The organism is Bacteroides uniformis (genome assembly GCF_025147485.1).
Classification (GTDB): domain Bacteria; phylum Bacteroidota; class Bacteroidia; order Bacteroidales; family Bacteroidaceae; genus Bacteroides; species Bacteroides uniformis.
This window is the reverse complement of the sequence record NZ_CP102263.1, coordinates 4298118-4312289: the sequence shown is the minus strand read 5'-3', so window position 1 is coordinate 4312289 and position 14172 is coordinate 4298118. Positions and strand designations below refer to the sequence as shown.

The 14172-nt window shown below is 47.2% G+C and carries 14 protein-coding genes; 8 read left to right on the top strand and 6 right to left on the bottom strand.

Translation table 11 applies throughout. The features are described 5' to 3' along the window. The first annotated feature begins 24 nt into the window (after positions 1-24). Positions 25-2295, top strand: coding sequence for a cation:proton antiporter (locus NQ510_RS17545; protein ID WP_005831807.1), 2271 nt, complete (start codon positions 25-27; stop codon positions 2293-2295). 21 nt (positions 2296-2316) lie between these two features. On the opposite strand, the gene NQ510_RS17540 is transcribed toward NQ510_RS17545, so the two are convergent. The 5 genes from NQ510_RS17540 to NQ510_RS17520 all read right to left on the bottom strand — a co-directional run bounded on the left by NQ510_RS17540 (position 2317) and on the right by NQ510_RS17520 (position 5696). After that, the gene (locus tag NQ510_RS17540; RefSeq protein WP_005831805.1) at positions 2317-3303 is read right to left on the bottom strand and encodes a Gfo/Idh/MocA family protein; all 987 of its coding nucleotides are present in this window, start codon (positions 3301-3303) and stop codon (positions 2317-2319) included. A 15-nt stretch (positions 3304-3318) separates the two neighbouring features. After that, complete coding sequence (locus NQ510_RS17535) at positions 3319-3738, bottom strand: RNA-binding S4 domain-containing protein (RefSeq protein WP_005831803.1); 420 nt, start codon at positions 3736-3738, stop codon at positions 3319-3321. Continuing rightward, the gene (pth, locus tag NQ510_RS17530; protein ID WP_005831801.1) at positions 3735-4298 is read right to left on the bottom strand and encodes an aminoacyl-tRNA hydrolase; all 564 of its coding nucleotides are present in this window, start codon (positions 4296-4298) and stop codon (positions 3735-3737) included. The genes NQ510_RS17535 and pth overlap by 4 nt, the downstream gene beginning before the upstream one ends. Before the next feature lie 261 nt (positions 4299-4559). Beyond that, complete coding sequence (locus NQ510_RS17525; protein WP_005831799.1) at positions 4560-5150, bottom strand: 50S ribosomal protein L25/general stress protein Ctc; 591 nt, start codon at positions 5148-5150, stop codon at positions 4560-4562. A gap of 138 nt (positions 5151-5288) precedes the next feature. Continuing rightward, positions 5289-5696: a PUR family DNA/RNA-binding protein gene (locus NQ510_RS17520; RefSeq protein WP_005831798.1), complete on the bottom strand. Its 408-nt coding sequence runs from the start codon at positions 5694-5696 to the stop codon at positions 5289-5291. Between the two features lie 219 nt (positions 5697-5915). Between NQ510_RS17520 and nusB the strand changes: the two genes are divergently transcribed. The 5 genes from nusB to NQ510_RS17495 all read left to right on the top strand — a co-directional run bounded on the left by nusB (position 5916) and on the right by NQ510_RS17495 (position 9387). Then, complete coding sequence (gene nusB, locus NQ510_RS17515) at positions 5916-6842, top strand: transcription antitermination factor NusB (protein WP_005831796.1); 927 nt, start codon at positions 5916-5918, stop codon at positions 6840-6842. Between the two features lie 38 nt (positions 6843-6880). Then, the gene (gene yajC / locus NQ510_RS17510; protein WP_005831794.1) at positions 6881-7216 is read left to right on the top strand and encodes a preprotein translocase subunit YajC; all 336 of its coding nucleotides are present in this window, start codon (positions 6881-6883) and stop codon (positions 7214-7216) included. 15 nt (positions 7217-7231) lie between these two features. Next, complete coding sequence (locus NQ510_RS17505; RefSeq protein ID WP_005831792.1) at positions 7232-8248, top strand: CdaR family protein; 1017 nt, start codon at positions 7232-7234, stop codon at positions 8246-8248. Then, positions 8238-8846, top strand: a complete 609-nt coding sequence (coaE, locus tag NQ510_RS17500; RefSeq protein WP_005831790.1) for a dephospho-CoA kinase — start codon at positions 8238-8240, stop codon at positions 8844-8846. Before NQ510_RS17505 ends, coaE begins: the two co-directional genes overlap by 11 nt. A 109-nt stretch (positions 8847-8955) precedes the next feature. Beyond that, complete coding sequence (locus NQ510_RS17495; protein ID WP_005831788.1) at positions 8956-9387, top strand: DUF5606 family protein; 432 nt, start codon at positions 8956-8958, stop codon at positions 9385-9387. An 86-nt stretch (positions 9388-9473) separates the two neighbouring features. Here the strand turns inward: NQ510_RS17495 and clpB are convergent, their stop codons facing one another. Beyond that, positions 9474-12068: an ATP-dependent chaperone ClpB gene (gene clpB, locus NQ510_RS17490; RefSeq protein WP_005831786.1), complete on the bottom strand. Its 2595-nt coding sequence runs from the start codon at positions 12066-12068 to the stop codon at positions 9474-9476. Between the two features lie 543 nt (positions 12069-12611). Between clpB and NQ510_RS17485 the strand changes: the two genes are divergently transcribed. Beyond that, positions 12612-13208 (top strand): DUF6621 family protein, encoded by a 597-nt coding sequence (locus NQ510_RS17485; RefSeq protein WP_005831783.1) that lies wholly within the window; start codon positions 12612-12614, stop codon positions 13206-13208. A gap of 14 nt (positions 13209-13222) precedes the next feature. Further along, positions 13223-14110 carry a LysR family transcriptional regulator gene (locus tag NQ510_RS17480; protein WP_005831781.1) on the top strand — a complete coding sequence of 296 codons (888 nt, stop codon included), beginning with the start codon at positions 13223-13225 and terminating at the stop codon, positions 14108-14110. Positions 14111-14172: the final 62 nt, after the last annotated feature.

Sequence of the window (14172 nt, the reverse complement as noted above, 5' to 3'; positions counted from 1 at the left end):
TCTGATTAATAGATAAGTAGTGTTATGTCACATTTAGCCCCTTTGATAGCTGATTTAGCTCTGATATTGATTTGTGCGGGGATTATGACCCTGCTTTTTAAGAAATTGAAGCAACCGCTGGTGTTAGGATATGTAGTTGCAGGATTCCTTGCCAGCCCTCACATGGCCTATACACCGTCGGTGATGGACACGGCTAATATACAGACCTGGGCGGATATAGGCGTTATCTTCCTGCTGTTTGCACTGGGATTGGAATTCAGCTTCAAGAAGATTGTGAAGGTGGGAGGCGTGGCGATTATTGCTGCGTGTACCATCATCTTTTGTATGATATTGTTGGGAGTGGCGGTAGGTACCGGGTTCGGCTGGCAACGGATGGACTGTATCTTCCTGGGCGGTATGATTGCCATGTCGTCCACTACCATTATCTATAAGGCGTTTGATGATTTGGGGATGCGCAAGAAACAGTTCACGGGGCTGGTGCTCAGTGTGCTTATCCTGGAGGATATTCTTGCCATCGTATTGATGGTGATGCTCTCCACGATGGCAGTCAGCCATAACTTCGAGGGTACGGAGATGCTGGGGAGCATTGCCAAACTGCTGTTCTTCCTGATACTTTGGTTCGTCGTAGGGATATACCTCATCCCCGGATTGCTGAAGCGGTGCCGGAAGCTGATGAGCGAGGAAACCTTGCTGATAGTCTCTCTCGGACTCTGTTTCGGTATGGTGGTGATGGCCGCGCACACGGGTTTCTCGGCTGCTTTCGGCGCGTTCATCATGGGCTCCATTCTTGCCGAGACGGTAGAGGCGGAGAGCATAGAGCGCCTGGTGAAGCCGGTCAAGGACTTGTTCGGCGCCATCTTCTTCGTATCGGTCGGCATGATGGTAGACCCGGCCATGATTGTGGAGTATGCGGGACCTATTGTCGTGATTACTCTGGCGGTCATCCTCGGGCAATCCCTCTTCGGGACGCTGGGTGTGCTGCTGGCAGGGCAACCGCTGAAGACGGCTATGCAATGCGGTTTCAGTCTGACGCAAATCGGTGAGTTTGCCTTTATTATAGCTTCGCTGGGCGTGTCACTGCATGTCACCAGCCATTTCTTGTATCCTATTGTGGTGGCGGTGTCTGTCATCACCACTTTCCTCACTCCTTATATGATTCGTTTGGCAGAACCGGCTTCCAATCTTGTGGATACGCATTTGCCGGAAAAATGGAGAAAGTTCTTGACCCGCTATGCTTCAGGTTCGCAGACCATGAACCACGAGAGTCTGTGGAAGAAACTGATATTTGCGCTGGTCAGGATTACGGTGGTGTATTCCATCATTTGCGTGGCGGTGATAGCTTTGGCGTTCCGTTTTCTGGTGCCTTTCGTGCACGACAGTCTGCCCGGGGTATGGGGCTCTCTGTTGGCTGCCTTTATCATCATTCTGTGTATAGCTCCGTTCCTGCGTGCCATCATGATTAAAAAGAACCACTCGGAAGAGTTCGTGACTTTATGGAAGGATAACCGTGGAAACCGGGCACCGTTGGTGGCCACCATTGTACTGCGTCTGCTGCTGGGCGTTTCGTTCGTCATGTTCGTAATAGCCGGTTTGTTCAAGATGTCCGTCGGTCTGGTGTTTGGAGTGGCGGTGCTGCTGGTGACCCTGATGATACTCTCCCGCCAGTTGAAGAAGCAGTCCATCATGATAGAGAGGACATTCTTCCAGAATCTGCGGTACCGCGACATGCGTGCCGAGTATATGGGAGAGAAGAAACCGGAGTATGCGGGACGTCTGCTGTCGCGCGACCTGCACCTGACGGATTTTGAAATCCCCGGCGAGTCGGCATGGGTGGGCAGGACATTGGCGGAGCTGAATTTTGGAAAGAAATACGGTATCCATGTGGTCTCTATCCTTCGGGGCAAGAAACGGATTAATATTCCCGGAGCGTCTGTCCGCCTTTTCCCGCAGGACAAGATACAAGTAATTGCCACGGATGAGGAATTGAACATCTTCGGCCAGGAGATGGATAAGGTGTCTGCCATGAATGCGGATGTGATAGAGAAGAGTGAGATGATTCTACGCCAGTTCTGTGTGGACGGGCAGTCCCCTTTCCTGAACAAGACCCTGAAAGAAGCAGGGATACGCGAGAAATATCACTGCCTGATTGCCGGTGTGGAGCGGGGAGGGGAGACCTTGCATGCTCCCGACCCGCATGAACCTTTTGTGGAGGGAGATGTGGTATGGATTGTAGGCGAGAGTGCCGATGTGTACAAGCTGGTCGGCTGGAAATGTGAAGGTTTCGACATGGGGTAAGGTCTACCCCATGAACGCTAATCAGAGTTTGTTCAGTATTTTGTCCATTACCCAGTTGGTCAGAGTGGCGCTTTCGCCGTCACAGCCGCAGACTGACTTGCCCAGCAGGTGGTCTACCACTGCCTGTATAAGCGGTTGTTGGACGTAGGTGGGATTTTCGACAATGATTTCCTCACGCCCTCTTTCTGTGTGCAGCGCAATGGGGTCATAGGTGAATACGGAGAAACAAATCATGCCTTTGTCTCCAATGATTTCTATACGGTCTTCGCGGGCGGATTCGTGGGCGACAAAACACCAGGAGCCGCTGCCTACTAGTCCGCTGTCAAACTGGAAACATGCGCTTAGAGTGTCTTCGGCAGGATATAGTCTGCCACGGTTGCTCTTGTAGCCGCTGGCTTCGAGGATACATCCGAAGATTTCCTGCAGCAAGTCTATCTGGTGGGGCGCAAGGTCATAGAAGTATCCTCCGCCGGCAATGTCCGGTTGCACGCGCCACGGTAGGTTTTCCTTGTTATGGTCGAGGTCGCGGGGAGGCTGGGCGAAGCGGATTTGAATGTTGATGACATTGCCAATATGTCCCTCCTCTACCAGTGACTTTACCTTCAGGAAGTAGGGCAGATAGCGGCGGTAATACGCGACAAAACATGGAACACCCGTTTCTTGGGAAATGCGGTTGATGCGGCAGCACTCTTCGTAGGTAACGGCCATCGGCTTCTCTATGTAGACCGGTTTACCTGCCTTCATGGACATGATGGCGTACGTAGCATGTGAAGAAGGAGGAGTGGCAATGTACACGGCGTTCACCTCTTCGTCGTCAATCAGCTCCTGGGCATCGTCGTACCATTTAGGAATCCCTCTTTCCTTGGCGTAGGTCTTGGCCTTGTCACCATTTCGGCTCATGACGGCCACTACTTCGGAGTTCTCTATTTTCTGGAATGCCGGTCCGCTTTTGTATTTGGTCACTTCTCCGCAACCGATGAATCCCCATTTAATTATTCTCTCGCTCATAATCTTTCCCTTATTTTACTCTTCCTCAAAATCGAATTCAAAGTCGAAATCATCCAGAAATTCCGGTTCTGTAAATTCTTCCAGACTCCGGCGGTCTTTTTTCGTTGGCCGTCCGGTACCTTTGGCACGGTTGACGAAACCGCTGACACGGCTCATCTCCAGCAGTTCATACTGTTCCGGAGTCGTTACATTCTCCATCATTTCGGCCACTAACTTTGCGCCGACACGCTTTTCGATGGGCTGCAGAACTTTGAAGGAATAGGTGACGGGGGGCTTGCGCACCTGGATGACGTCTCCCGGTTTCACTGTACGGGCAGCCTTTGCCAGTGCGCCATTGATGCTGATGCGTCCTTTTTTGCAGGCTTCGGCGGCTATGGTACGTGTCTTGAAGATGCGTACGGCCCACATCCATTTGTCAATTCTGGCTTCGTTCATTTCTTGTTATATTGATTCATGGTGATATCTATTCCCGCCAGACAGAAACTTTTGATGATTTCTCCGGCTGTTTCCAATCTCTCGCCCATTGTTTTCCAATCTTCATCGGTAAAATGTCCCAGCACATAGTCAATCTGCCCACCACGGGGAAAGTCATTGCCGATGCCGAAACGCAGGCGTGCATAATTCTGGGTGCCCAGCGTTGATGCAATATGCTTAAGGCCGTTATGTCCCGCATCGCTTCCCTTACCTTTCAGGCGCAGTGTGCCGAAAGGCAGTGCCAGGTCATCTACCACTACCAACACATTCTCCAATGGAATGTTTTCTTTTTGCATCCAGTAGCGCACGGCGTTGCCGCTGAGATTCATAAAGGTGGAAGGCTTCAGCAGTAACAGTTGGCGTCCCTTGACTGACAGTGTTGTGGTGAAACCATAACGTCCGTCGGTAAAAGTGGCACCCGCTGCTTTGGCCAGAGCATCTACTGCCATGAATCCGATGTTATGGCGGGTTTCGTGATATTCGGGGCCGATATTGCCCAATCCTACAATTAAATATTTCATAGTCAGTGCTTCCTGTTTATGAGGGTGTTAAAACTAGTATTCACCACAGATTACACAGATTAACACAGAATGAATTTAATGTACCGATAATCAAAGATGTCTATCTGTGCAAATCTGTGTAATCTGTGGTGAATTATACACTCTCGTGAGCCGTAAAAAGAACGCGGATTATCGCAACTTTCCGCGGAAATCAGTATGAAATCTGCGTTGGCTGCGTTAATCCGCGTTCCCGAATATTTAGTCTTTCTTGAAAAGAATCGATTAGTTGCCTGCAGCAGCAGCGGCACCTCTTGCAGCACGAGTCAGCTTAACGGCGCATACAACAGCTTCTTTGGCATTCAGCAATTCCAATCCTTCATATTGCAATTCGCCAACTTTAACAGTCTTACCAAGTCCCAAGTGGGCAACGTTGATAATCAGTCTTTCAGGAATTACGTTATACAAAGCTCTTACTTTCAGCTTACGCATCTGGAGTACCAGCTTACCACCGGCCTTAACACCTTCTGCCAAACCTTCCATCTGTACCGGAACTTCCATAACGATAGGCTTAGCCTCGTCAATTTGATAGAAGTCAACGTGCAGGATAGTATCCTTTACGGGGTGGAATTGGATATCTTTCATGATAGCGTTTACTTTCTTGCCATCAATCACCAAGTCAACTACGTAGATGTGCGGAGTGTAAACCAAGTTACGCAGACCCTCTGCAGGTACAGTGAAGTGAACATTTTCACCTGCACCATAAAGTACGCAAGGTACACCGTTGTTTTTACGAATAGCTTTCAAAGCTCTTGCTTGTTCCGAAGAACGTTCTGCAATAGTTCTTGCAGTTCCTTTTACTTCAATTGATTTCATTTTAAAAATTTTTGTGTTACTCTAAATTAAGTAAATTTTTTGCTTAATTCACCATCACACGATGTGGCTTGCCACACGATGTTGCAAAAAAGCGGTGCAAAAGTACAGCTTCTTTTTGAATTATCAAAAGGTTATAACTTAAAATTCAATGTCTATCTTGATTTCTCCTTCCAATGAAGACGCTTTTTCCTCTTTCGGCAGTTCTTCTTTTCCCGTTTCGGGACTTTCAGCCTCTTCGTCAGTGGTATGTCTTGTATAGCAGCCTTGCTGTTCCTGGATGAAGCCGATGGCTTGCTGAAGTCCGTTCATGAACTTTTCAAAATCCTCTTTGTATAGAAAGATTTTGTGCTTTTCGAAACTTACCTGCGAGTCGTCTCCTTCGCCCATCACAATCTTCTTGCTTTCCGTGATGGCGAGAAACATTTCGTCTTTTCTGTTTTTCTTGACGTCTAAATAGTAGATGCGCTTACCTGCTTTGATGGATTGGGAGAATACAATCTCCTTGTCATTCATGTCCGCTGCGTTTTTCTTCTTAAAGTCTTCCATATTATAATAGGTCTCAATTTTGATATTATCACCTTAAAACTCGTATCTCGTAGCTTTTAGCTCTTTATCGGGCTCAAAATTGACGATTTTTTTTAAACTGTCAAAAGAAAAAGACCGGATAATCAATATCTGCATTAAAAAATGTGATTTATTTATGTAAACTCATTAAAAATGCCTACTTTTGCGCCTTGTTAAAACACTAGTATTTACTTTAGAATTATGATCAACAGAGTTCTTATTCGTCTTAAGATTATACAGATTGTATATGCTTATTATCAGAATGGCAGTAAAAATTTAGACTCAGCGGAGAAAGAATTGTTCTTTAGCCTTTCAAAGGCATACGACCTCTACAACTACCTGCTGATGCTGATGATAGCTTTGACGAACTACGCACAAAAACGTATTGATGCGGCAAAAGCTAAGCTGGCTCCCACTGCCGAGGAGCTGTATCCCAACATGAAATTTGTGGAAAACAAGTTCATAGCCCAGTTGGAAGTGAACAAACAATTGACGGAATTCATTGCCAACCAAAAGCGCACGTGGGCCAATGATGAAGACTTTGTCAAGGGATTGTATGAGAAAATTGTGGAATCAGATATATATAAGGAATATATGGCTTCTTCGGACAATTCTTACGAATACGACCGTGAATTGTGGAGAAAGCTGTATAAGACTTTTGTCTTCAACAACGAAGCCTTGGACAATGTGCTCGAAGACCAGAGCCTCTACTGGAATGACGACAAGGAGATTGTGGATACTTTCGTACTGAAAACCATCAAGCGCTTTGAAGAGAAGAATGGTGCCAATCAGGAACTTCTACCAGAGTTCAAGGATGAGGAAGACCAGGAATTTGCACGCCGTTTGTTCCGCCGTGCCATCTTGAACTGTGACTATTACCGTCACCTCATCAGCGAGAATACGCGTAATTGGGACTTGGACCGTGTAGCCTTTATGGATGTTGTAATCATGCAGTGTGCCTTGGCCGAAATATTAAGTTTCCCGAACATTCCGGTGAGTGTTTCGTTGAACGAATATGTCGATATTGCCAAAGTTTACAGCACGGCCAAAAGTGGCAGCTTCGTGAACGGTACATTGGATGGAATAGTTAATCAATTAAAAAAAGAAGGTAAGTTAACGAAAAACTAATACCTTTGTTTAATAATAGAAACCAAAACTGAGTATTTATGAACTTAATGACTGTATTCTTCCTGCAGGCTCCCGCTGCAGGCCCTGCCGGTGGTGGTAGCATGATGTGGATTATGCTGATAGCCATGTTCGTTATTATGTATTTCTTTATGATTCGTCCTCAAAACAAGAAGCAAAAGGAAATAGCAAACTTCCGTAAATCGCTTCAAGTGAATCAGAAAGTAATCACAGCTGGTGGTATCCATGGTGTTATCAAGGAAATCAACGACAATGATGTGGTGCTTGAAATCGCTTCTAACGTTAAGATTCGTATAGACAAGAATTCTATTTTTGCTGCAGCTGCTGATGCGAACAGCAGTCAGGCATCTAAATAATAGAAATGTGAGCCTATGTTTGAACGTAGGAACATACAACGTACATATCTGAAGATATCAAGAGAAGTGAAGGACTTTCTGCTTAGCGATAAAAGCAGGGAGTTCTTCATTTTTTTGTTTTTTTTCTTTGTAGCCGGTGGCTTCTGGCTCTTGCAGACCTTGAACAACGACTATGAGGCGGACTTTTCTATACCGGTGCGGCTGAAGGGAGTGCCCAATAATGTGGTGATTACCTCTGAACCTGCTTCAGAACTCCGTATCAAGGTAAAGGATAAGGGAACGGTACTGCTCAACTATATGTTGGGAAAGAGCTTTTATCCCGTTATTCTCGATTATGCCGATTATAAGGGCGTGGATAATCAAGTAAGGATATATCCCTCGCAGTTTGAAAAGAAAGTGCTGAACCAGCTGAATGCCTCTACCCGCCTGCTTTCCATGAAGCCGGATACATTGGAGTACATCTATTCGACGGGAGCCTCCAAACTGGTGCCGGTGAAGCTGCGCGGCACGCTGAGTGCCGGACGTGAGTATTATCTTTCGGATACGATATTCAGTCCCGATTCCGTATTGGTGTATGCGCCGCAAGGCGTGCTGGATACGATTGCTGTTGCCTATACGCAACCGGTGAAGCTGGAAGATATATCGGATACCTTGAGGCAGCAAGTCCCCCTGCGTATCCAGAAAGGTGTGAAGTTTGTGCCTTCTTCCATTGAGATGATGCTTCCGGTGGATATTTATACGGAAAAGACAGTGGAGGTGCCGTTGCGTGGCGTTAACTTTCCTGCCGACAAGGTGCTGCGCGCTTTCCCTTCCAAGGTGCAGGTCACGTTTCAGGTTGGTCTGAGTCATTTCAGGCAGATTAACGCTGATGATTTTCATATTTACGTGTCCTATGAGGAACTGCTCCGTCTGGGTTCCGACAAGTATACGGTAAAGATTAAGAATCTGCCGAAAGGGGTGAGCCAGGTACGCTTCAATCCGGCACAAGTGGATTTTCTGATAGAGCAAGTTTCTCCTGATTATGGCGATTAAGATAGGTATAACCGGTGGTATCGGTAGCGGAAAGAGTACGGTATCCCGGCTGCTGGAGGTATTGGGTGTTCCCGTCTATATCTCGGATTTGGAAACGAAGAGGTTGATGGTTTCCGACTCATTTATCCGCGAGGAACTGTCAGCTTTGCTTGGTGCGGAAGTGTATGCCGGTGGCACGCTGAACAAGCCTTTGTTGGCGTCTTATCTTTTCGGCAGTCCGGAGCATGCCAAAGAAATCAACTGTATTGTGCATCCTCGTGTAAAGGAGGATTTCAGGCGGTGGACACAATGCCGCACCGCTTTTCCCATTGTCGGTATAGAATCGGCCATTCTGGTCGAAGCGGGGTTTGCGGGTGAAGTGGATGCTATTGTTATGGTCTATGCGCCCGAAGAGGTGCGCATTTTACGTGCCGTCCGGCGGGATGCTTCCTCGCGCGAATTGATAGAAAAGCGTATCCGTAGCCAGATGAATGACGAAGAAAAGCGTAAATATGCAGATTTTGTCATTGTAAATGATGGCGAAACCCCATTGATTCCGCAAGTTTTAGAGCTAATCGGTTCGCTATCTGAAAAAATGCACTATCTGTTACGCAAATAGGCATCTCCTTAACAATAAAAATAAGCAAGCTTATTTTGTATTGTCTTCGGCTTACATTATCTTTGCCCCCCGAAAAAAATAACTACTAATCATCAAAACAGAATATATTATGTTGAAGACTATTTTGTCCATTTCCGGTAAACCGGGATTGTATAAGCTTGTTTCTCAGGGAAAAAATATGTTGATTGTAGAGTCGCTTGCAGACAAGAAACGTTTCCCTGCCTATGGTAATGAGAAGATTACTTCTTTGGGCGATATCGCCATGTATACAGATACGGAAGATGTTCCTTTGAAGGAAGTGCTTCTTTCCATGAAGAAAAAGGAAAACGGCGCTGCCGTAGTGATGGACTTAAAGAAGGCTACTGCCGACGATTTGCGTGCTTACCTGGCAGAGGTATTGCCTACCTTCGATCGCGACCGCGTATATCCGTCCGACATCAAGAAATTGATTGTTTGGTATAATTTGCTGGTGGCAAGCGGTATGACGGATTTTGAAGAAACTCCTGCGGCAGAAACGAAGGAGGAAAGCAAGGCCGAGTAATCGGAGAAGGATTGAAATACAAAATAAAAGAGGCGATTCTCAATAGTCGGGAATCGCCTCTTTTATTGGGGGGATAAGGATTGCTTTTAATTTCTGAAAACCAGTCCGTCGTCAGTGGTATTGGCATCCACTGTAATAGGCTTGCTGCGGTCTACTTCCTGGGACAGCAGCTTCTTCGACAAGTCGTTCAGCAAATAGTGCTGTATGGCACGTTTCACCGGGCGGGCGCCGAATTCAGGGTCATAACCTGCATTGGCAAGGAAGTCTATGGCGGCATTTGTCAGAACAAGTTCCACACCGTTACCGGAAAGCATCTTCTGCACACTCTTGATTTGGAGCACCACAATCTGCTTGATTTCGGGCTCTGTCAGTGGCAGGAACATGATGGTTTCGTCGATACGGTTCAGGAATTCCGGGCGGATGGTCTTTTTCAGCATATTCATCACTTCCTTTTTGGTTTCCTCTACGATTTGCTCCTTATTGCTACTGTTGAGCTTCTCCATCTGGCTTTGGATATAGCCGCTGCCCATGTTGGAGGTCATGATGATAATCGTATTCTTGAAGTTGACCGTACGCCCTTTGTTGTCCGTCAGACGTCCGTCATCCAGCACTTGCAGCAAGATGTTGAATACGTCCGGATGCGCTTTCTCGATTTCGTCGAATAGGACGACAGAATACGGTTTCCGCCTTACGGCTTCTGTCAGTTGTCCACCTTCATCGTAGCCCACATATCCCGGAGGCGCTCCTACCAGACGGGAAACGCTGTGTTTCTCCTGATACTCGCTCATGTCGATACGGGTCATCATCGTCTCGTCGTCAAAGAGGAACTCCGCCAGCGCCTTTGCCAATTCCGTCTTACCTACACCGGTGGTTCCCAGGAAAAGGAATGAGCCGATAGGACGTTTCGGGTCTTGCAGTCCGGCACGGCTGCGGCGTACGGCATCGGATACGGCCTCGATGGCTTCGTCCTGCCCGATAACCCGCTGGTGCAGTTCCGCCTCCAGATGCAACAGTTTGTCCTTTTCGCTTTGCAGCATCTTGCTTACCGGTATGCCGGTCCAGCGGGATACTACGTCGGCGATGTCTTCAGCGTCCACTTCCTCTTTAATCATGGCCTTGTCACCCTGCATTTCGTGCAGTTTTTGCTGCGTTTCTTCAATCTCCTGGTTCAGCGCTTGCAGTTTGCCGTAACGGATTTCGGCCACCCGGCCATAGTCGCCTTCCCGTTCTGCTTTGTCGGCCTCGAACTTCAGGTTCTCTATTTCCACCTTATTCTGCTGGATTTTGTTGACAAGGGTCTTTTCACTTTGCCATTTCGCCTTGTACGAGTTTTCCTGCTCTTTCAGCTCGGCAAGTTCTTTGCCGATTTGTTCCAGTTTGGGCTTGTCGTTTTCGCGCTTGATGGCTTCACGTTCAATCTCCAGCTGCTTTATCTTACGCGAAATCTCGTCCAGCTCTTCCGGTACGGAATCGACCTCCATACGCAGCTTGGCGGCGGCTTCGTCCATCAGGTCGATAGCCTTGTCCGGCAAGAAACGGTCGGTGATGTAACGGTTGCTCAACTCTACGGCGGCGATGATGGCATCGTCCTTAATCCGTACGTGGTGATGGTTCTCATAACGTTCCTTCAGACCACGCAGAATGGAGATGGTGCTCAGCGTGTCCGGTTCGTTCACCATGACAATCTGGAAGCGGCGCTCCAACGCTTTGTCCTTTTCGAAATACTTCTGATATTCATCGAGGGTAGTGGCCCCGATGCTCCTCAGTTCACCGCGTGCCAAGGCGGGTTTCAAGATGTTGGCGGCATCCATGGCACCTTCGCCCTTGCCGGCACCCACCAAGGTATGGATTTCATCAATGAAGAGGATAATGTCTCCTTCCGACTTCTTCACTTCGTTGATAACGGCCTTCAGACGTTCTTCAAATTCGCCTTTGTACTTGGCGCCAGCCACCAGTGCACCCATATCCAGGGAGTAGACTTGTTTGTTCTTCAAGTTCTCGGGGACGTCTCCACGCAAGATACGGTGGGCAAGTCCCTCTACGATAGCTGTTTTACCGGTACCCGGTTCACCGATAAGAATCGGGTTGTTCTTGGTACGCCGACTCAGAATCTGCAGGACACGCCGTATCTCTTCGTCACGGCCGATGACGGGATCCAGTTTGCCGCTGCGGGCTGCTTCGTTCAGATTGATGGCATACTTTTCCAATGACTGGTAAGTGTCTTCGCTGGATTGTGAAGTTACTTTTTCTCCTTTTCGCAGTTCGTTGATGGCTTCCCGCAGTTCGCGTTCCGTCATCCCGGCATCTTTCAGAATGGTGGATGCAGTGCTTTTCACATTCAGCAAAGCCAGCAGTACCGGTTCCAGGGAGACGAATTCATCACCCATTTCCTTGGAATATTGGGTGGCCTTCTGGAACACTTCGTTCGTTTCACGGCTCAGGTATGGCTCTCCGCCGGATACCTTGGGCAGAGAATCAATTTGCTTGTCCAGTACAAGTGCTATCTGCTGACCGTTCATGCCCAGCTTCTGGAAGATGAAGTTGGTGACATTTTCACCTACTTTCATCACGCTTTGAAGTACATGCACGGGCTCGATGGCCTGCTGTCCACGGCTTTGTACCAGGTTCACAGCCTCCTGCACTGCTTCTTGCGCTTTAATGGTAAAGTTGTTAAAGTTCATATTTTGTTCTCCTTTCTATTTTATCAGTTTCATAACACTTGGGAAGGCGCAAAAGATTTGCCATTGGCACATTTCGGACAAATTGTCTGCATATAAAATATGTAAAATGACAAATTGTCTGTAAATCAGTCGTTTTGTTTCTTTCTACTTCTTTAGATAAGAAGTTGGAGCAAAGTTCCTTTTCGTATTAAACTCTATTGGTTAAAGAGAAGGGCAAATAAGGATGTCATGCATGAGATGTGCATCTCATGTAGTACGAGGTGTACATCTCATGTAGTACGAGATGCACATCTTATGTAGTGAGGGCCTATATGTTTTAGTAGCTAAGTCTTCGTGTTCCAGCTCCAAGGTTTCCGTGTTGCGGGGGAAGGATATTCTCTTTCCGCTTCGGAGATATAGATTAATTGCTTGGGATGATACAAGTTATTGATAAATTTGTCGTACTTTTACTGCTTCAAAGTTTTGTGCTTTCTGTGTGGTAGGTTTTCGGAGCTCCGCTTGCAGAGGAGCATTATGTATAATTATGTATTAAGATAGGAGATAATGGAGGATAAGATAAAGTTTCCGGCAAATGTGATATTGATAGATGTTGCATTTCTGAATGAAGTGGTATATGGTGCAAAGAACTTTTTGGAAGGTAAGTTGGGAAGGAAGCTACCCGATGTTGACCTGCCGGCATGGTTGAGCTATCTGGCATTGGATGCCGGCTTGAGAGAACAAGAAAATGAGGTAGAAGTGTTGTTGGTGCATACTCCTGCAGCGGACGTGCTGAAGTGTTGTGAACCATCCGATGTGAATAAACTGAATCACCAGGCATGCCGTACGCCACTGGGCGAATTTACATTTTCTTCCGTCACCTCTTCCGGTTTAGTCTCTACCGAAGAGTTGTTTCTTGACCTGATGAACCTGGCACTTGATTCTGCAGATGTGAAGTGTTTGATGCTGTTGCCTTTCCATCAGGTATATGGTAATGGAGTGGAGGAGAAGCTGGCGGGTTTCTTCAAAGACAAGAATGAGGAAGAACGGGGCAAAGCTGTGTACTTCATTACGGAGGAACCTCTGAGCCCGGTGTATTGCCGCCTGGAGCCGGTGTTTTATTCTTTGGCGCATGCTTTCGGCATCAAGTCTGACGAGTTATAAGATATAAGAAGTATATGAGTGATTTCCGTTTAAAAGTGTTTCAGTCTGTTGCCAAGAACTTGAGTTTTACAAAGGCTTCGCAAGAGTTGTTTGTAAGTCAGCCGGCTATAACCAAGCATATCCAGGAGCTGGAGGCCACTTATCAGACGAGGCTTTTCGACCGGCAGGGAAGTAAAATCAGTTTGACCGAGTCAGGCCGGCTGCTTTTGGAGCATTGCGAACGGATATTGGAGGACTATAAACGGCTGGAATATGAAATGCACTTGTTACATAACGAATATATTGGAGAACTCAAGTTGGGAGCCAGCACTACCATTGCGCAGTATGTGCTTCCTCCGTTGCTGGGCAGTTTTATCGGCAAGTTTCCGCAGGTCAACTTGTCCTTGCTCAATGGAAACTCCCGGGAAATAGAAGCCGCTTTGCAGGAACACCGCATTGACTTGGGATTGGTGGAAGGGGTTTTCCGCCTTCCCAATCTGAAGTATACTACTTTTCTTGAGGATGAACTGGTAGCGGTAGTCCATTCCAAAAGCCGTTTACAATTGCCCGAAGAGATTACTCCCCAGGATTTGCCCGCTATTCCTTTAGTGCTTCGTGAGCGCGGTTCGGGTACGCTGGACGTGATAGAACGCTCGCTCCAGAAGCACGGCGTCAAGCTTGCCTCACTCCATGTACTGATGTACCTGGGTAGTACCGAAAGCATCAAGCTCTTTCTTGAAAACTCCGATTGCATGGGAATCGTGTCTATCCGTTCCATCTGCAAGGAACTGGCTGCAGGCACTTTCCGCGTGGTCGAGATAAAGGATATGCCCATGCTTCGCGACTTCTGCTTTGTCCAGTTGCAAGGGCAGGAAGTAGGATTGTCACAAGCCTTTATGAACTATATGTTTATGTCCCGATAACAATAAGTTATAGTCTATAAGTAGAAACGATTGGCGGGTGTACTAAAATAGAACTACCTTTG

Bases quoted from the DNA above. Each gene is read 5' to 3' on its own strand.
- pth (WP_005831801.1), bottom strand. From the start codon at position 4,298: ATGAAATATTTAATTGTAGGATTGGGCAATATCGGCCCCGAATATCAC.
- NQ510_RS17545 (WP_005831807.1), top strand. From the start codon at position 25: ATGTCACATTTAGCCCCTTTGATAGCTGATTTAGCTCTGATATTGATT.
- NQ510_RS17525 (WP_005831799.1), bottom strand. From the start codon at position 5,150: ATGAAATCAATTGAAGTAAAAGGAACTGCAAGAACTATTGCAGAACGT.
- NQ510_RS17495 (WP_005831788.1), top strand. From the start codon at position 8,956: ATGTTGAAGACTATTTTGTCCATTTCCGGTAAACCGGGATTGTATAAG.
- yajC (WP_005831794.1), top strand. From the start codon at position 6,881: ATGAACTTAATGACTGTATTCTTCCTGCAGGCTCCCGCTGCAGGCCCT.
- NQ510_RS17505 (WP_005831792.1), top strand. From the start codon at position 7,232: ATGTTTGAACGTAGGAACATACAACGTACATATCTGAAGATATCAAGA.
- NQ510_RS17480 (WP_005831781.1), top strand. From the start codon at position 13,223: ATGAGTGATTTCCGTTTAAAAGTGTTTCAGTCTGTTGCCAAGAACTTG.
- NQ510_RS17540 (WP_005831805.1), bottom strand. From the start codon at position 3,303: ATGAGCGAGAGAATAATTAAATGGGGATTCATCGGTTGCGGAGAAGTG.
- nusB (WP_005831796.1), top strand. From the start codon at position 5,916: ATGATCAACAGAGTTCTTATTCGTCTTAAGATTATACAGATTGTATAT.
- coaE (WP_005831790.1), top strand. From the start codon at position 8,238: ATGGCGATTAAGATAGGTATAACCGGTGGTATCGGTAGCGGAAAGAGT.
- NQ510_RS17485 (WP_005831783.1), top strand. From the start codon at position 12,612: ATGGAGGATAAGATAAAGTTTCCGGCAAATGTGATATTGATAGATGTT.
- NQ510_RS17535 (WP_005831803.1), bottom strand. From the start codon at position 3,738: ATGAACGAAGCCAGAATTGACAAATGGATGTGGGCCGTACGCATCTTC.
- NQ510_RS17520 (WP_005831798.1), bottom strand. From the start codon at position 5,696: ATGGAAGACTTTAAGAAGAAAAACGCAGCGGACATGAATGACAAGGAG.
- clpB (WP_005831786.1), bottom strand. From the start codon at position 12,068: ATGAACTTTAACAACTTTACCATTAAAGCGCAAGAAGCAGTGCAGGAG.